Annotated in this window: 16 protein-coding genes and 1 tRNA gene; 10 read left to right on the forward strand and 7 right to left on the reverse strand. The window is 43.0% G+C overall.

Annotated features, from left to right (window positions below; translation table 11 throughout):
• The first annotated feature begins 149 nt into the window (after window positions 1-149).
• On the forward strand, window positions 150-1,538 hold the full coding sequence (fumC, locus tag D0T92_RS02820; RefSeq protein WP_151052948.1) for a class II fumarate hydratase: 1,389 nt from the start codon (window positions 150-152) through the stop codon (window positions 1,536-1,538).
• 113 nt (window positions 1,539-1,651) lie between these two features.
• On the opposite strand, the gene cysE is transcribed toward fumC, so the two are convergent.
• Window positions 1,652-2,464 carry a serine O-acetyltransferase gene (gene cysE, locus D0T92_RS02825; RefSeq protein ID WP_151050028.1) on the reverse strand — a complete coding sequence of 271 codons (813 nt, stop codon included), beginning with the start codon at window positions 2,462-2,464 and terminating at the stop codon, window positions 1,652-1,654.
• Between the two features lie 214 nt (window positions 2,465-2,678).
• Window positions 2,679-2,951, reverse strand: coding sequence for an oxidative damage protection protein (locus D0T92_RS02830; RefSeq protein WP_151050030.1), 273 nt, complete (start codon window positions 2,949-2,951; stop codon window positions 2,679-2,681).
• 331 nt (window positions 2,952-3,282) lie between these two features.
• On the opposite strand from D0T92_RS02830, the gene D0T92_RS02835 reads away from it, so the two are divergent.
• The 7 genes from D0T92_RS02835 to D0T92_RS02865 all read left to right on the forward strand — a co-directional run bounded on the left by D0T92_RS02835 (window position 3,283) and on the right by D0T92_RS02865 (window position 11,422).
• Window positions 3,283-4,032, forward strand: coding sequence for a Nif3-like dinuclear metal center hexameric protein (locus tag D0T92_RS02835; RefSeq protein WP_151050032.1), 750 nt, complete (start codon window positions 3,283-3,285; stop codon window positions 4,030-4,032).
• Window positions 4,033-4,154: 122 nt separating this feature from the next.
• Window positions 4,155-4,739 carry a ubiquinol-cytochrome c reductase iron-sulfur subunit gene (gene petA / locus D0T92_RS02840; protein ID WP_151050034.1) on the forward strand — a complete coding sequence of 195 codons (585 nt, stop codon included), beginning with the start codon at window positions 4,155-4,157 and terminating at the stop codon, window positions 4,737-4,739.
• Between the two features lie 11 nt (window positions 4,740-4,750).
• The gene (locus tag D0T92_RS02845) at window positions 4,751-6,100 is read left to right on the forward strand and encodes a cytochrome b (protein ID WP_151050035.1); all 1,350 of its coding nucleotides are present in this window, start codon (window positions 4,751-4,753) and stop codon (window positions 6,098-6,100) included.
• Window positions 6,100-6,897, forward strand: a complete 798-nt coding sequence (locus D0T92_RS02850) for a cytochrome c1 (protein WP_151050037.1) — start codon at window positions 6,100-6,102, stop codon at window positions 6,895-6,897. Before D0T92_RS02845 ends, D0T92_RS02850 begins: the two co-directional genes overlap by 1 nt.
• Window positions 6,898-7,137: 240 nt before the next feature.
• Window positions 7,138-7,701 carry a nucleotide exchange factor GrpE gene (gene grpE / locus D0T92_RS02855; protein WP_151050039.1) on the forward strand — a complete coding sequence of 188 codons (564 nt, stop codon included), beginning with the start codon at window positions 7,138-7,140 and terminating at the stop codon, window positions 7,699-7,701.
• A 255-nt stretch (window positions 7,702-7,956) separates the two neighbouring features.
• Window positions 7,957-9,885, forward strand: coding sequence for a molecular chaperone DnaK (gene dnaK / locus D0T92_RS02860; protein ID WP_151050041.1), 1,929 nt, complete (start codon window positions 7,957-7,959; stop codon window positions 9,883-9,885).
• Between the two features lie 373 nt (window positions 9,886-10,258).
• Window positions 10,259-11,422, forward strand: a complete 1,164-nt coding sequence (locus D0T92_RS02865) for a polyamine ABC transporter substrate-binding protein (protein ID WP_151050043.1) — start codon at window positions 10,259-10,261, stop codon at window positions 11,420-11,422.
• Between the two features lie 140 nt (window positions 11,423-11,562).
• On the opposite strand, the gene D0T92_RS02870 is transcribed toward D0T92_RS02865, so the two are convergent.
• The 5 genes from D0T92_RS02870 to tpiA form a co-directional block, all read right to left on the reverse strand.
• Window positions 11,563-12,429 carry a YoaK family protein gene (locus D0T92_RS02870; RefSeq protein ID WP_151050045.1) on the reverse strand — a complete coding sequence of 289 codons (867 nt, stop codon included), beginning with the start codon at window positions 12,427-12,429 and terminating at the stop codon, window positions 11,563-11,565.
• Window positions 12,430-12,767: 338 nt separating this feature from the next.
• On the reverse strand, window positions 12,768-12,980 hold the full coding sequence (locus D0T92_RS02875) for a hypothetical protein (RefSeq protein WP_151050047.1): 213 nt from the start codon (window positions 12,978-12,980) through the stop codon (window positions 12,768-12,770).
• 399 nt (window positions 12,981-13,379) lie between these two features.
• A tRNA-Leu gene (locus D0T92_RS02880) sits at window positions 13,380-13,465 on the reverse strand.
• Between the two features lie 19 nt (window positions 13,466-13,484).
• Window positions 13,485-13,838, reverse strand: coding sequence for a preprotein translocase subunit SecG (gene secG, locus D0T92_RS02885; RefSeq protein ID WP_151050049.1), 354 nt, complete (start codon window positions 13,836-13,838; stop codon window positions 13,485-13,487).
• Window positions 13,839-13,843: 5 nt separating this feature from the next.
• The gene (gene tpiA, locus D0T92_RS02890) at window positions 13,844-14,599 is read right to left on the reverse strand and encodes a triose-phosphate isomerase (RefSeq protein WP_151050051.1); all 756 of its coding nucleotides are present in this window, start codon (window positions 14,597-14,599) and stop codon (window positions 13,844-13,846) included.
• Window positions 14,600-14,894: 295 nt separating this feature from the next.
• On the opposite strand from tpiA, the gene aroE reads away from it, so the two are divergent.
• Both aroE and mtgA read left to right on the forward strand, forming a co-directional pair.
• The gene (gene aroE / locus D0T92_RS02895; RefSeq protein WP_151052949.1) at window positions 14,895-15,716 is read left to right on the forward strand and encodes a shikimate dehydrogenase; all 822 of its coding nucleotides are present in this window, start codon (window positions 14,895-14,897) and stop codon (window positions 15,714-15,716) included.
• Entirely contained in the window at window positions 15,716-16,411 is a 696-nt protein-coding gene (gene mtgA / locus D0T92_RS02900) for a monofunctional biosynthetic peptidoglycan transglycosylase (protein WP_151050053.1), read from the forward strand. Before aroE ends, mtgA begins: the two co-directional genes overlap by 1 nt.
• The last annotated feature ends 19 nt before the right edge of the window (window positions 16,412-16,430 follow it).

A 16,430-nucleotide genomic window follows, 5' to 3' on the forward strand; every position in this document is an offset into this window, starting at 1 on the left:
TCAATTTATGTTTTATCAAAGTGGTAGCGATTGGTTTGATATTAGGAAACAGTTATTTTAAGCATGATAGTTGTATCTGCTTTTTGTTTTATGTAGGATAGCTGCCTGACCGTGTTTTATGTAAACAATTTAAATAAAGGAGCGATATGATGAATACCCGTACCGAACACGACACGATGGGTGAGGTGGAAGTCCCTTCGGAGGCCTATTGGGGTGCACAGACCCAACGCAGCCGTGATAATTTTAAAATCGGTGGTGAGACTTTACCGCAGCCGTTAATCAATGCCATGGCTTTGGTGAAAAAAGCAGCGGCTTATACCAATTCCTCTTTAGGCCGTATCGAGCAAAAACAGGCGGATTTGATTGTTCAGGCGGCTGATGATGTATTGGCCGGTAAATTAAACGGGCAGTTCCCCTTGGTCGTGTGGCAAACCGGTTCGGGCACACAATCCAATATGAATATGAACGAAGTGTTGGCCAACCGCGCCAATGAAATTGCCGGAACAGGCTTGGCTGCTTACAAACCTGTTCACCCGAATGATCATGTCAACCATGCGCAATCCACCAACGATTCGTTCCCAACCTCTATTCATGTTGCCGCTGCTATTGAAATCAACCGTTTGTTGATTCCAGCCGTTAAAGCTTTGCGTGATACTTTAGACAAAAAAGCTCAAGAGTTCGCATCTATTGTGAAAATCGGCCGTACGCACTTACAAGATGCGACGCCGTTGACTTTGGGGCAAGAGTTTTCAGGTTATGTAAGCCAACTGGATCATGGTTTGGATCGTTTGAATGATGCCTTGAAAGGCTTGTATGAGCTGCCTTTGGGCGGTACGGCTGTCGGCACCGGTTTGAACAGTCATCCGGAGTATGCCGTAAAAGCGGCTGCCAAACTAGCTGAGCTATCCGGTTTGCCGTTTGTGACCGCACCGAATAAATTCGAAGCTTTGGCCGGCCGTGATGCTAGTGTTTACGCTTCGGGCGCACTGAAAACTTTGGCTGCCAGCTTGAATAAAATCGCCAATGATATCCGTTGGTTGTCTAGCGGTCCGCGTTGCGGCTTGGGCGAGATTAAGATTCCTGAAAATGAGCCAGGTTCTTCTATTATGCCGGGTAAAGTGAATCCGACCCAGTGCGAAGCAATGACGATGGTGTGCTGCCAAGTATTCGGTAACGATGTGACTATCGGCATGGCCGGTGCTTCCGGTAACTTCGAGTTGAATGTTTATATGCCTGTTATCGGCTACAACCTGTTGCAATCTATCCGCCTGCTCGGCGATGCCTGCAACAGCTTCAACGACAACTGCGCCGTAGGTATCGAACCAGTACCGGAAAAAATCGACTACTTCCTGCATCATTCATTGATGTTGGTGACTGCATTGAACCGTCAAATCGGTTATGAAAATGCTGCCAAAGTAGCGAAAACCGCTTATAAAAACAACAAGTCTTTGCGTGAAACCGCAATTGAATTGAATTTGCTGACTGGTGAACAGTTTGATGAGTTGGTAAAACCTGAAGATATGGTGGCACCACGCTAATCAAAGCTACACAATCCAAAGGCCGTCTGAAATCTTGAAAATTTTCAGACGGCCTTTTTGAACATAGATGAGTTTGATTGTTTCGCTATAAATATTATTACTGTTAAATAACCTTAAATCATAAAATCAATAAAATCCATACTTTGATCCATTTCTTTGGCGGGATTGTTAGCAGATTTTCCCGTTGCTTTGGCTGGTACACCTACAACCGTGCTGTGCGGTGGTACATCATATACAACCACACTGCCGGCACCGACTTTGGCATATTCGCCAATGTAGATATTGCCTAAAATCGAAGCATTGGCACCAATCATCACACCATCGCCGACTTTCGGATGGCGGTCGCCGCTTTCTTTGCCCGAACCACCAAGGGTAACACCATGAAGAATAGAAATATTATTGCCAAGCACGGCGGTTTCACCCGCTACAAATCCGGTCGCATGGTCAAGCATCAAACCGTGGCCGAAACGTGCGGCAGGGTGGATATCGACACCAAAAACTTCAGATGAGCGGTTTTGTAGGAAATAAGCCAGTGTTTTACGGCCGTCGTTATACAGCCAATGGTTGATGCGGTGCGCCTGAATAGCATGAAAACCTTTGAAATACAGCAATGGCAGTGAATATTCGTCACAAGCAGGGTCGCGCTCATAACAGGCCAGCAAATCCAGTTTGACAGCCTCGATAATATTGCTGTCGCAGCATAATGCCTGTTGGTACATTTCAAATAAAGCGCGCGCATCCATAACCGGGCTGGAAAGTTTGCTTGATAAATGATAAGCCAAAACCGAATCAAGCGATTGGTGGCGTAATACGGTTTGGTGTAGGAAGCTGGCCAGCAACGGCTCGGACTGGACAGCTTGCTCGGTTTCTTGACGGAGTGTTTGCCATAAATCAAAATCTTGGCTGTTGAGATGATCTTTTTTCATAATAAGGCCGTCTGAAAAATAAGAGGAAACACGTTTATATTATAAGTTTGCCGCATTTGGCAAGTTTGCTCGGGAAACATATCAGAAGGGAAATATCGGTTTCACTGCTAGCAATAACTATAAATTTACAGCCTGCCGAATGTTGTTTCGACAGGCTGTGAAAATCAAAGACAGATAAACTTATCTGCATAGGCAGATTGAATATGATTTTACGTTACTCTTGAGGGACATAGCCTGCTGCCTGGTCGGCAGTACCGTCTCCAAAAAAGTAATTTTCCATTTGCTGGGCAAGATACTCTCTGGCACGCGGATCGGCTAAGCTCAACCGATTTTCATTAATCAGCATGGTTTGATGGCGGGTCCAAGCTTCCCATGCTTCTTGGGATACATTTTCAAAAATCCGTTTACCTAATGCATTGGGCAGAGGGGGGAATTTCATGCCGGGGGCTTCTTTGCCCAGTTTGACACAGTAAACCATACGAGACATGGTCGTTTCCTTTTTTGTGTGTTTCAGACGGCCTAGATTTTAACGGAGCAGTACGGCTTTGTATATGCAAGGGCGTACTATCTTGTTCGATTTATATTGACTTAACAGTTTATTGGCTTCTTCAAGCCATCACCTCAAGCTTTTACAGTACAATGCGCCCGAGATTGGAGATTAAATCAAAAAGTGTTTAATGGCATATTTTGTTTATTAGTCTGAAATCAAAAAGTAAAACTCAATCTGATTTTTATCAACAGTTGTTGATAGCTGTAATGGTAAAGTATTTAAATTCAAATCTCTATGTTTTAACAGTCAATTTAAAGAAAGAAAATGTATGATCACGCGACAGACCATATTGGACTGGTGCAGCGAAACTTTACAGATATCGCTATTTCAAGATTATGCACCTAATGGGTTGCAAGTTGAAGGTAGAAACGAAATCCGAAAAGTTGTCACCGCTGTTACCGCTAGTTTGGCTGCGGTTAACTACGCAGTGGAGCAAAAGGCCGATATGTTATTGGTACATCACGGCTTGTTTTGGAAAAGCGAACCCATAACCATTACAGGCTGGAAAAAAGCACGTATTGAAACGTTGCTCAAAAATGAAATCAATATGGCAGGCTATCATCTGCCTTTAGATGCCCATCCGGTGCTCGGCAATAATGCCCAGCTGGCTAAATTGATGGACTGGGAAACAGAAAAACGATTTGGTGAACAGAATTTGTTGAATTCAGGCCGTCTGAAACAGCCGCAAACGCTTGATGAGTTATGCCGACAGCTGCAGCAAAAGCTTGGTCGTGTTCCGACAGCAGTGGGGCAGGGCAACCGTTTGGTAGAAAAGATTGTTTGGTGTACGGGCGGGGCGCAAGGTTTCTTTCAGACGGCCATCGACGAAAGAGCCGATGTGTATCTGACCGGTGAGATTTCTGAGGCGCAATTTCATTTGGCCAATGAAACTGACACCGCTTTTATCAGTGCAGGCCACCATGCCACCGAGCGCTATGGTATTCGTGCATTAGGAGATGCGTTGGCGGCAAAATTTGATATTGAAAATGTATTTTTCGATGAACAAAACCCCGCATAAAATCAAAAAACACACGAAAACTTTTACCTTATTTTAAATAATACTTTAAGTATCCCTACAAAATCAGGTAGAATTAAAGAGTTTAATGGCTCGGTATTCCCAATAATTAGGATGACTGAATAATGGAAAATCAAGAAATCAACCAAAGCCGCCGCCGCTTTCTGACGTTGGCGACAGCCGGTGCCGGCGGTGTGGCCGCGCTCGGTGTCGCTACGCCGTTTTTGGCCAGCTTTTTCCCTTCCGAAAAAGCAAAAGCTGCCGGTGCGCCTATCGAAGTAGATGTGAGTAAAATCGAACCCGGACAACTGATTACTGCCGAATGGCAGGGCAAACCGATTTGGGTTCTGAATCGTACTGAAACACAACAAAAAGACTTAGTCAGTCTGAATGGTGAAATGGTCGACCCAAATTCTGAGGTGGAGCAACAGCCGGAATACTGTAAAAACGAAACCCGTTCGATTAAGCCTAATATTTTTGTTGCAATCGGTATTTGTACTCATTTGGGCTGTTCACCCACTTTCCGTCCTGATGTCGCCCCTGCAGACTTGGGCCCGGGCTGGAAAGGTGGCTTTTTCTGCCCGTGTCACGGCTCTAAATTCGATTTGGCCGGCCGTGTTTTCAAAGGTGTACCTGCACCTACCAATCTGATTATTCCACCCTATAAATACTTGAGCGATACCACCATTTTGGTTGGTGACGACAAATAAAGGGACTTATCATGGCAAACCAAACCAATAATGAAAAAAAATCATTGTTAGGCTGGGTGGACGCACGGTTCCCTTTGTCTTCAATGATGAAAGAGCACGTAACCGAGTATTACGCGCCTAAAAACTTTAATTTCTGGTACTTCTTCGGCTCGTTGGCAATGTTGGTGCTCGTTATCCAAATTGTCAGTGGTATCTTCTTAACCATGAACTATAAGCCGGATGGTAATCTGAATGAGTACCATCTGCCTGCCGCATTTACCGCTGTTGAATACATTATGCGAGATGTATCCGGTGGTTGGATTATCCGTTATATGCACTCTACTGGTGCATCTATGTTCTTCATTGTGGTTTATCTGCATATGTTCCGCGGATTGATTTACGGTTCGTTTAAAAAGCCGCGCGAATTGGTGTGGGTATTCGGCTCTCTGATTTTCCTTGCATTGATGGCTGAAGCCTTTATGGGTTATCTGCTGCCTTGGGGGCAAATGTCTTTCTGGGGCGCGCAGGTGATTATTAATCTGTTTGCGGCAATTCCCGTTATCGGTCCTGACTTATCTACATGGATTCGTGGCGACTTCAATGTTTCGGATGTAACCTTAAACCGTTTCTTTGCATTGCATGTGATTGCCGTACCGCTGGTATTGGTAGGCTTGGTTGCCGCCCACCTGATTGCCTTGCATGAAGTAGGTTCAAATAACCCGGATGGCATTGAAATCAAAAAACTCAAAGATGAAAACGGTATTCCGTTAGATGGTATTCCTTTCCATCCTTACTATACGGTTAAAGATATTTTAGGCGTGGTGGTATTCCTGATTGTATTCTGCGCAGTGATGTTCTTTGCGCCGGAAGGTGGGGGCTACTTCCTTGAAGCACCAAACTTTGACCCTGCTAACCCGTTGAAAACACCTGCTCATATTGCACCGGTATGGTACTTCACACCATTCTATGCCATTTTGCGTGCCATTCCTTCTTTCTTCGGTACACAAGTTTGGGGTGTGATCGGTATGGGTGCGGCAGTAGTATTGATTGCCTTATTGCCTTGGCTTGATCGTTCACCGGTTAAATCCGTCCGCTATCGTGGCCCGATTTTCAAAGTGATGCTGGTGTTGTTTATCATCTCTTTCATCGGCTTAGGTATTTTAGGTGCAATGGTTGCAACCGATACCCGAACCCTTGTGGCTCGTATTCTGTCTTTCATTTATTTTGCATTCTTCTTGGGTATGCCGTTCTACACCAAACTGGATAAAAACCATCCGGTTCCGGAACGTGTCACCATGAGTACAGGTAAACAGAAACTGATGTTCTTTGTTTATGTTGCCATTACCGTAGTCGGTGCATACCTGTTTGCAAGCAATATTTAATGAGGGCAGCGAAAATGAAAAAAGTTTTAACAAAATGGGTTGCTGCCTTAGTATTGGCAGCGCCACTAAGTGCAGTAGCCGCAGAGGGCGGTCATTATGAAAAAGTTGATATCGACTTAAGAGACCAAGTAAGTTTGCAACGTGGCGCACAGATTTTTACAAACTACTGCTTATCCTGCCACTCGGCAACAGGTATGCGTTTTAACCGTTTACAGGATATAGGGTTGTCTGAAGATGAGATTAAGAAAAATCTGATGTTTACCACCGATAAAGTCGGTGATGTGATGCAGTCGGCAATGAATCCTCAAGATGCAACCAAATGGTTTGGCGCAGCACCTCCGGATCTAACATTGATTGCCCGTTCTCGCGGAGCAGATTATCTTTATGCCTATATGCGTGGTTTCTATAAAGATCCGACACGTCCAACAGGTTGGAATAATACTGTTTTTGATAAAGTCGGCATGCCGCATCCGTTATGGCAGCACCAAGGCGTACAAGCGGTAGAGCTGGATGCAGATGGTCAACCTGTTATGGAAAAAGATGAGCATGGTAATATGGTGCCCAAGCTGTATTGGGAATCAACCGGGTTGCAATCGCGTCGTTTGCCTAATGGTAAAGTAATTACTAAAGAATACGACGATTATGCGCGAGACTTAGTCAACTTCTTGGTATATATGGGTGAACCGGCTCAGTTGCAGCGTAAACGTACCGGCTATCTGGTGTTGATTTTCTTGATGGCGTTTATGTTGCCTTTGGCATATTTCTTGAAGAAAGAATATTGGAAAGACGTACATTAAATTCCGCATTTTAGTTAAAAAGCAAAGCCAATATGTGCTTTGCTTTTTTTATTTCTCTAAAATAGATATTAAAAATCCAATCTGTTCGTTTTGCACATGCTGTTGATTAAAACTATAGATGCATACTTATTATCAAATAATAATAGTCGGATTATTACTTATAAACTGCTTGAATATTATTCAGACGGCCTTATATAAAACACTATTAATTTTCTCCCTGTAGATATAGGAAAAATAAAGATGACTGAACAAAACCAACCCACAGAAGTTGAGGATGTATTAGAAACATCTGAAGCCAATGAAAATGAAGCAGAAGAGCAAGCGCAGGAAAAGCCTTCTTATGAAGATTTAGAGGCTAAAGTAGCAGAGTTAGAGGGCTTATTGAAGGAGGAACAGTTGCGCGGATTGGCCAATGAGCAAAATTTGCGCCGTCGCCATCAAGAAGAAGTTCAAGCTACGCATAAATATGCAGGTCAAAAATTTGCCGCAGAAATGTTGCCGGTTAAAGACTATTTAGAAATGGCGTTGCTTGATCAAAGTGGTAATTTTGATGCTTTAAAAACAGGTGTTCAAATGACTTTAAACGAACTAAATAAAGCATTTGAACATACTCAAATCACTGAAATCAACCCTGCTCAAGGTGATAAATTAGATCCTTATTATCATCAGGCTATACAAACGGTTGAAAGTGAACAGGAGCCGAATACTATTGTAGGTATTATGAAAAAAGGCTACCAACTCGCCGACCGTGTATTGCGTCCGGCTATGGTAACGGTGGCTAAGAAGAAGGAAAGTGAAAGCTAATCAATTTTTTGCAAGATGTGATTAGAGAATAGAAGTTGATTTTTCAGATGGCATGAAATTATAGGCCGTCTGAAAAAATCTTGTGGATAAGTAAATCAAGCACTTGAATTAAAAATCAATATTGAATTAAGATTTAATGAAAAAAATGACATTTCAGGCTTGAAAAGTGACAAAACCGCCTTATTTACGAATCCGACAAGAGGATAACCTCGAATAAAGTTTATAAATTATTATTTAAATTTAAGGAGCAACACAATGGCAAAAGTTATCGGTATCGATTTAGGTACAACCAACTCTTGTTTGGCTATTTCGGAAAACGGCCAAACTAAAGTAATTGAAAATGCAGAAGGTGCGAGAACCACGCCTTCGGTGATTGCATACCTTGATGGTGGTGAAATCTTGGTAGGTGCGCCGGCAAAACGACAAGCCGTAACCAACGCTAAAAATACCATTTATGCTGCCAAACGGCTAATCGGTCATAAATTCGAAGATAAAGAAGTACAAAAAGACCTTGATTTAATGCCTTTTGAAATCGTTAAATCAAACAATGGCGATGCTTGGGTGAAAGCGCAAGGTAAAGAATTATCTCCTCCTCAAGTTTCTGCCGAAGTATTGCGTAAAATGAAACAAGCTGCAGAAGCTTATTTGGGCGAAACTGTAACGGAAGCTGTGATTACTGTTCCTGCTTACTTTAATGACAGCCAACGTCAGGCCACCAAAGATGCCGGCCGTATTGCCGGTTTGGATGTAAAACGTATTATTAACGAACCGACTGCCGCCGCATTGGCTTTCGGTATGGATAAAAATACCAAAGGCGATCGCAAAGTTGCCGTTTATGACTTAGGTGGCGGTACATTCGATATTTCAATTATTGAAATTGCTGATGTTGACGGTGAAAAACAATTTGAAGTTTTGGCAACCAACGGTGATACTTTCTTGGGTGGCGAAGACTTCGACCAACGTTTGATTGACCACATTATTAGTGAATTCAAAAAAGAGCAAGGAATTGATCTAAAACAAGATGTTATGGCCTTGCAACGTTTGAAAGAAGCTGCCGAAAAAGCCAAAATCGAATTGTCTAGCGGCCAACAAACAGAAGTAAACCTGCCTTATATCACTATGGATTCAACAGGCCCGAAACACTTGGCCATGAAAATTACCCGTGCCAAATTTGAAAGCTTGGTTGAAGATTTGATTGAACGCTCTATCGAGCCCTGCCGCGTGGCCGTAAAAGATGCCGGCTTGAGCGTAGGCGATATTGATGATGTGATTTTGGTCGGCGGTCAAAGCCGTATGCCTAAAGTGCAAGATGCTGTTAAAGCTTTCTTCGGCAAAGAGCCGCGTAAAGATGTGAACCCTGATGAAGCCGTTGCTATCGGTGCCGCTATTCAAGGTGAAGTATTAGGTGGCGGCCGTAGTGATGTTTTACTGCTTGACGTAACCCCGCTGTCTTTGGGTATTGAGACTATGGGCGGTGTGATGACCAAGTTGATTAATAAAAACACCACTATTCCGACTAAAGCATCACAAGTGTTCTCAACTGCCGAAGACAACCAAAGCGCAGTAACCATTCATGTGTTGCAAGGTGAGCGCGAGCGTGCATCTGCCAATAAATCATTGGGTAATTTCAATTTAGGCGATATCGCACCGGCTCCTCGCGGTATGCCGCAAATTGAAGTAACTTTTGATATCGATGCCAATGGTATTCTGCATGTGTCTGCCAAAGATAAAGGTACCGGCAAAGAAGCGAAGATTACCATTCAAGGTTCTTCAGGTTTGAGCGAGGAAGAAATCGAACGTATGGTTAAAGATGCCGAAGCCAATGCGGAAGAAGATAAAAAACTGACCGAATTGGTAGCATCACGCAACCAAGCCGAAGCTTTGATTCATTCTGTGAAAAAATCATTGGGTGACTATGGCGATAAATTGGATGCTGATGAAAAAGCCAAAATCGAAGACGCTTTGAAAGCTGCTGAAGAAGCGGTAAAAGGTGAAGATAAGGCCGATATCGATGCTAAAGCGGAAGCTTTGGGTACAGCCAGCCAAAAATTAGGCGAGATGGTTTATGCGCAGGCACAAGCCGAAGCCAATGCGGCAGAGGGACAAGCCGAAGGCGGTGCTAAAAACAACAATGATGATGTTGTAGATGCCGAGTTTGAAGAAGTTAAAGATCAGAAAGATTAAGATTTTTTATTTTCAAACCCAATATCTATTATTCATTTGGTAACCGGAAACAGCCGAAACCTAATAAAAGGTTTCGGCTGTTTATATTTTCTTCAGAAGTGTAGGCAGAGGCCGTCTGAAAGATTCAGACGGCTTTAATATTGGGTTATGTGCAATAATTAGGTAATAGGATGTGATGTTGTTTCATGGAAATAGTAAGATTGTTCTGTTAAAAAATGTTTGTTTTTTTATAGTAAAGCCTTGCATTGGAAAGTGTTTTGCCGTTTAATGCGCTCTATTGCCGAGTGTTTGGCATTTGCTGCATATAGTTTGAGTAATTGTAGTAGGGTAATTTTTGTGCCTGTTAGGGTACAGTATTTGAAGGATATTAAAGATGAAAAAAACTTGGTTAGTTTCTGCACTGGCAGGCTTGGTTTTGGCTGCATGTGGTGGTTCGGGAAGCGATACGCAACAAGTTGCAGACAACGCAGCAGCAAGTGGCGGGGAGCAAAAAGAAACCGTACAGGCAACGGGTGATTTGAATATTTATAACTGGTCGGATTATGTGGCGCCGGAAACCGTTAGTGAATTTGAAAAAGCCAACGGCGTCAAAGTACGTTATGACTATTATGATAGCAATGAAACGCTGGAAGCTAAAGTGCTGACCGGTAAATCGGGATATGATTTGGTAGCACCCTCAATTGCCAATGTAGGCCGTCAGATTAAAGCCGGAGCTTATCAAGAAATCGATAAAAATCAAATTGCCAATTATGGCAATATTGATTCCGAATTATTGACGATGATGGATAAAGTGGATCCCGGTAATAAATATGCCGTACCGTATTTCTGGGGAATTAATACGTTAGCGATAAATAAAGAGCAAGTTCAAAAAGCGCTTGGTACAGATCAGTTGCCCGAAAATGAATGGGATTTGGTGTTTAATCCTGAATATACGGCTAAGTTGAAATCATGCGGTATCAGTTTTTTAGATAGCCCGACCGAACAAATTCCTTTGGCTTTGAATTATTTGGGCAAAGATGCCAATAGTGAAAATGCCGATGATTTAAAAGCGGCGGTAGATATGATGAAGAAAGTGCGCCCTGATGTGAAGCGTTTCAGCTCGTCCGGCTATATCGACGATATGGCTGCCGGTAATCTATGTGTGGCAATTGGTTATGGCGGTGATTTGAATATTGCCAAAAACCGTGCCAAAGAAGCGGGCAACGGCGTGGATGTTCAAGTATTGACGCCGAAAACTGGTGTGGGTATTTGGATTGATTCGTTTATGATTCCGAAAGATGCACAAAATGTTGCCAATGCACATAAATATATCAGCCATACTTTAGATCCTAAAGTGGCTGCACAAAATGGTAATGCCGTTACCTACGCACCTGCCAGCAAACCTGCCCGTGAACTGATGGATAAACAGTATGCGGAAGATAATTCTATCTTCCCAAGCGATGAGGTTAAGGCAAAAAGTTTCGTTGTATTGCCGAAATCACCTGATGCGGTAAAACTCAGTGTCCGTTTGTGGCAAGGCTTGAAAGCCGGTCAGTAAGGCCGTCTGAATGTATTAAGTGATAAGTAAAAACACGGCATTTGTTGATGCCGTGTTTTTCTTTCGTGTGATGAATGAGTACATTTGGGGCTATATGATTCAGACGGCCTTTGTGATTTAAAGATTCTTGTGTATATATTTTATTTGCTATGAGTTTTTTTATTTCTACGCATTCTATGGTGTTTCAGGCGGCGTATTAATCTTAGTTTCAGCCTTAATTTAACATCATAGCCGACAGAACCAAAACCCAGTATAAATAAAATTAGTGCGACGGGTAGGGCGAAATGGTGGCCGACGGTATGGTAGCCCCATGCGCCGATAATGCCGCCGGTGATAAAAGCAATAAGTAATCCGCTGAGTAGTTTGGCTTTGGGAACATTAACGCTAACATGAGGCAGCTTGGGGTTATCGCTGCGGCTGTAATAAAGCATTTTGGAAATTTCAATCCCTAGATCAGTTGCCGTGCCGGTCATATGGGTTGAACGGATAGCCCCACCGGATAAAATGGTTATGACCGTATTGTGCATGCCCATAATAAAACACAATGAAAATATGGCAAATAAGGGCATATTGCTGTTGTCCCATTGAAATGCAGTAACCCCCAATATTCCGAAAATCAGTAGATATAAGCTTTCTACCCACATAGAGAAACCAAAACCACCACGAAAACGTCTTCGTTTTGCCCACAATACAATCCAGCTCGAATGTGCTGCTCCGAGAATAAAACAACTTAGGCTCAGCATCGCCACGATAAAAATTTTCCATTCCCCTAGGTAAGCCATATCGGCTGCTTGAGAAACGATTCCGGTAACATGGGAAGTATAGCGGGCAACGGCAAAAAATCCGCCGGCATTAATGGCACCGGCCAATAATGCCATTAAATAGCCGAGAATACGGAAACGAACGTCACTAATGTTGTGTTCATGCAAATAAGGTTTATCAGCCTGCCAAAAGGGCGGGGCTGATCGGGTTCTGTGTCGAATACGGGGCGGTATTTTATTTGCCATGAAATGTTGAAATCGGAATAAATGGATGCACAGCTTATTGTATATAACTGTCTGAAAAAAGAAAGCTTCAATATAATATAATGTTTGGTTCTGGATGAGTATTTATTTTATGGTTTTATCTTATTCGGTTGCATATATTCAGACGGCCTATTTTATTTGAATAGTTTATTTGGGCTGGGGGGATTGCTGGCCACTTTTGATATTATTAATTGATTTTTTCGAGAAAAAAAGCCTGTTTTTAGAAACAGGCTTTTTATGGCTAAAATGACTTATCAAGAAAATAATGATTAGGTGCTTATCAGTGTAATACTACCTAAGATTTTCTTTTATTCAGTCTTTTAAAAGTTTACGCCACTTGCGGTTTTGGCATCAGAAGCATTAATAGGTTTTGCATCAGTCGTTGAGCTTTTAGATTGGCTTTGGGTTGTTTTGCCGGTTTTTGCTGCAGTAACTGTATTGTCTGCTTTTTTAGCTCCTGTTCCATTGGCAGGGGCAGCCATAACAGCAGCAGACATCAGGGCGGTTGAAATCAATAAGGTAAATTTTTTCATCTGTATATCCTTTTATGAATTGAAATAAAAAATAGCATGTTACGAAACATGTGTTGATAGGAGTGGTACGGTCTAGAAAAGTTTGCGTATTAAATTTATTATGGAGTTAAAAAATATTAAATTAATTCAATGATATAAATATATTTTATATTGGGTTTTATTGTTTGGAAGGTTGAAAAAGCTGCCTTTGAGATAGATTGAAGGTATCTTGTTGATGTTAATGATTTATACGATAATGTAAGATTATATTGATAATAAAAGTGATAGATATGGATTGGATATATTTTTAATGGAAGTATATTCAAGTATTTGAAAATCAGTAGGATATATGGCTAAGAAATAGGTGTGATATCATAAAAAGAAACCGGCTCTTTATTAAAGAGCCGGTTTCTTTTTATGTGGTGCCGACAATGAGACTTGAACTCATACGACCTGCGGTCACTACCCCCTCAAGATAGCGTGTCTACCAATTCCACCATGTCGGCATAAAATTTAATTATTAAATTATTGACCCTGTGAGGCCGGTGTTTGAGGTGCAGTATCTGTCGATATGCTTTGTGTATTAGCTGGTACGCTTTGTTCGACAGTACTGAAATCTAAACCATGTTTATTTGAATGGGTGTTAATATAAACCATCGCCATGCAAGTAGCAAAAAATATTGTTGCAGCAATGGCCGTGCTTCTGCTTAAAAAATTGGCATTACCGCCGGAGCCGAATACACCTTGTGCACTACCGCTTCCAGAGCCGAATGTGGCACCCGCATCCGCACCCTTACCATGTTGCATTAATACAAGGATGATAACGGCTAATGCGGAAAAGATGTTGATAATCCAAATAACGGTTTTAAAGGCTTCCATAATTTCTATGCTTCTTGTGCGGCATCAATAATAGCGGCAAATGAGTCGTAAGACAATGATGCGCCGCCTACCAAAGCACCGTCTACATGCGGTACGGAAAAAATATCGGCCGCATTTTTTGCGTTGACACTTCCGCCGTAAAGGATGCGGATATTAACATTGTTACCGCATAAAGACAAGATTTGTTTGTGAATAAAAGCGTGCATGGCGGCAATTTGATCAGTCGTGGCAACTTTGCCGGTACCGATAGCCCATACTGGTTCGTATGCGACAGCGATATTGTCAGTGCCTAAATCTTCTAAAATAGATAATTGGTGGGCAATGACTTCCTGCTCCCTGCCTGCTTCTCTTTCTTCCAAGCTTTCTCCAACACATAATAATGGTGTTAGTCCGACATTCAAAACATTGACCATTTTTTGGCGTTGGATTTCATTTTTTTCACCAAAATAGAGGCTGCGTTCCGAGTGGCCGATAAGAACAATATCCACACCGATATCAGCCATCATTTCAGCGGAAACTTCACCGGTGTATGCGCCATTACCGGGAAAACGGCTTACGTCTTGTGCACAAGTCAGAATACGGTTGTTTAAAACAATCTGCATGGCATTGTGCAATTGGAGCAGGTAAACAGTTGGTGCGGCTAGGCCGATAACAACATGGTCGGCAGTCGGCATAATGCGGAAGCGGTGCATCAGTGTATTATTGTTTTGCAGACGGCCATTCATTTTCCAGTTGCCGATAACCCATTTTTTATCCCACATATTTGCTATCCTTGAATTTTGTTTGTTTTGGACTGAGTGGTTTTCCATGTATACAGAGGGAGATGCCTCAATAAATTATTATATGTCGTATTGAATATCGTTTTGTGTCAAAGTGTAATAAATATTGTTGCAACAGGCAATATGAAGCTTTGGTAAGGTAAAGAAAAAAGAATAGCAGGCCGTCTGAAAGCAATGGGTTATATCAAGCTGATTATGTATTGATATTGTTGAAATATGCTTGGATGGGTGTTTCGATATTATAATGATACGAATTTGAATGTTTGATGATATAGATATGGATAATCTTCCCCGCTATGCGGTTTTTGGTAATCCCGTTGCCCACAGCAAATCGCCGCAGATTCACCGGCAGTTTGCCTTGCAGGAAAATGTGGCGATTCAATATGACCGTATTTTGGCCGAGCCGGATACGTTTGCCCAAGTTATCAGGCGGTTTTTCGATGATGGCGGGCAGGGTGCCAATATTACCGTACCGTTTAAAACCGAGGCATATCAGTGGGTGGACGAGCTTTCGCCGCGTGCCGAAGTTGCCGGTGCGGTGAATACGGTTATTCCGTTGGGTAACGGGCGTTTCCGTGGCGACAATACCGATGGTGTGGGTTTGGTGAACGATATTGTTCAGGCCTGCGGAGTGGCTGTACGCAATCGCCGCATTTTGATTTTGGGCGCCGGCGGTGCGGTACGGGGTGTAGTGCCCGAACTTTTGGCGCAACATCCTGCGGGCATCACTATTGCCAACCGTACCGAAGCGAAGGCTTTGGATTTGGCTGTACGTTTCGGTATTCAGGCATTGCCGTTAAATCAATTGCCCGAAGATTATTTCGATATCATTATTAACGGAACTTCGGGCAGTTTGAATGGTGCACTGCCCGATGTATCGGCAAAAGTATTCGGGAAGTGTTTGTTGGCCTACGATATGGTATATGGTGCGGCAGCGGCCGGTTTTCTATCTTTTGCCCGTGAGAGCGGAGCGCAGCAAACGGCGGACGGTTTGGGCATGTTGGTCGCCCAAGCGGCCTGTTCTTATCAATTATGGCGGGGCTTCAAACCGGATATTGTGCCGGTTATCCGTTATATGAAAGAGGCGGAGGTGTTGTAATGCGTGTGTTTAAATGGTTGGTTGCTCTGCCGTTTGCCGTGTTTATTCTTTTTAATGCCTATGTGTACGGCAGCATTATCACCTATCGTGCTGTCGCACCGAATCAAACGGCTTTTATGCGCATGCGGATACAGTCTTTCAGCGAGCAAGGGAAAGATATTGCATTGGATTATCGTTGGGTGCCTTATCATCAAATTTCGGTGAATTTGAAAAAAGCCCTGATTGCATCGGAGGATGCCCGTTTCGCCGCACACAGCGGTTTTGATTGGGACGGTATCCGCCATGCCTTTGAGCGCAACCAGCGTAGTGGCAAAATACGCGGTGGCGGATCGACCATCAGTCAGCAGTTGGCTAAAAATCTGTTTTTGAATGAAAGCAGAAGCTATTGGCGCAAAGCCGAAGAAGCCGCGATTACCGCTATGATGGAGGCGACCACCGATAAAGACCGTATTTTTGAGCTGTATCTGAATTCGATTGAATGGGGGTACGGTATTTTCGGGGCGGAGGCGGCTTCTCAGCATTTTTATAAAAAGCCGGTGGTAAAGCTGACCAAGCAGCAGGCGGCACAATTGGCTGCCCGTGTGCCACGTCCGTTGTATTATGTGGAACATCCGCGCGATAAAAGCTTGAGGGCGCGAACCAATATTATTTTGAAAAGAATGGGTTCTGCGACCCTGCCCGATACAGGTGAATAAACCGATAGTTTGATTGGGT

The organism is Neisseria zalophi (assembly GCF_008807015.1).
In the GTDB taxonomy this organism is placed as follows: Bacteria; Pseudomonadota; Gammaproteobacteria; order Burkholderiales; family Neisseriaceae; genus Neisseria; species Neisseria zalophi.

Coding starts and splice junctions, on each gene's coding strand:
- fumC (WP_151052948.1), top strand. CDS start 150: ATGAATACCCGTACCGAACACGACACGATGGGTGAGGTGGAAGTCCCT.
- cysE (WP_151050028.1), bottom strand. CDS start 2,464: ATGAAAAAAGATCATCTCAACAGCCAAGATTTTGATTTATGGCAAACA.
- D0T92_RS02830 (WP_151050030.1), bottom strand. CDS start 2,951: ATGTCTCGTATGGTTTACTGTGTCAAACTGGGCAAAGAAGCCCCCGGC.
- D0T92_RS02835 (WP_151050032.1), top strand. CDS start 3,283: ATGATCACGCGACAGACCATATTGGACTGGTGCAGCGAAACTTTACAG.
- petA (WP_151050034.1), top strand. CDS start 4,155: ATGGAAAATCAAGAAATCAACCAAAGCCGCCGCCGCTTTCTGACGTTG.
- D0T92_RS02845 (WP_151050035.1), top strand. CDS start 4,751: ATGGCAAACCAAACCAATAATGAAAAAAAATCATTGTTAGGCTGGGTG.
- D0T92_RS02850 (WP_151050037.1), top strand. CDS start 6,100: ATGAGGGCAGCGAAAATGAAAAAAGTTTTAACAAAATGGGTTGCTGCC.
- grpE (WP_151050039.1), top strand. CDS start 7,138: ATGACTGAACAAAACCAACCCACAGAAGTTGAGGATGTATTAGAAACA.
- dnaK (WP_151050041.1), top strand. CDS start 7,957: ATGGCAAAAGTTATCGGTATCGATTTAGGTACAACCAACTCTTGTTTG.
- D0T92_RS02865 (WP_151050043.1), top strand. CDS start 10,259: ATGAAAAAAACTTGGTTAGTTTCTGCACTGGCAGGCTTGGTTTTGGCT.
- D0T92_RS02870 (WP_151050045.1), bottom strand. CDS start 12,429: ATGGCAAATAAAATACCGCCCCGTATTCGACACAGAACCCGATCAGCC.
- D0T92_RS02875 (WP_151050047.1), bottom strand. CDS start 12,980: ATGAAAAAATTTACCTTATTGATTTCAACCGCCCTGATGTCTGCTGCT.
- secG (WP_151050049.1), bottom strand. CDS start 13,838: ATGGAAGCCTTTAAAACCGTTATTTGGATTATCAACATCTTTTCCGCA.
- tpiA (WP_151050051.1), bottom strand. CDS start 14,599: ATGTGGGATAAAAAATGGGTTATCGGCAACTGGAAAATGAATGGCCGT.
- aroE (WP_151052949.1), top strand. CDS start 14,895: ATGGATAATCTTCCCCGCTATGCGGTTTTTGGTAATCCCGTTGCCCAC.
- mtgA (WP_151050053.1), top strand. CDS start 15,716: ATGCGTGTGTTTAAATGGTTGGTTGCTCTGCCGTTTGCCGTGTTTATT.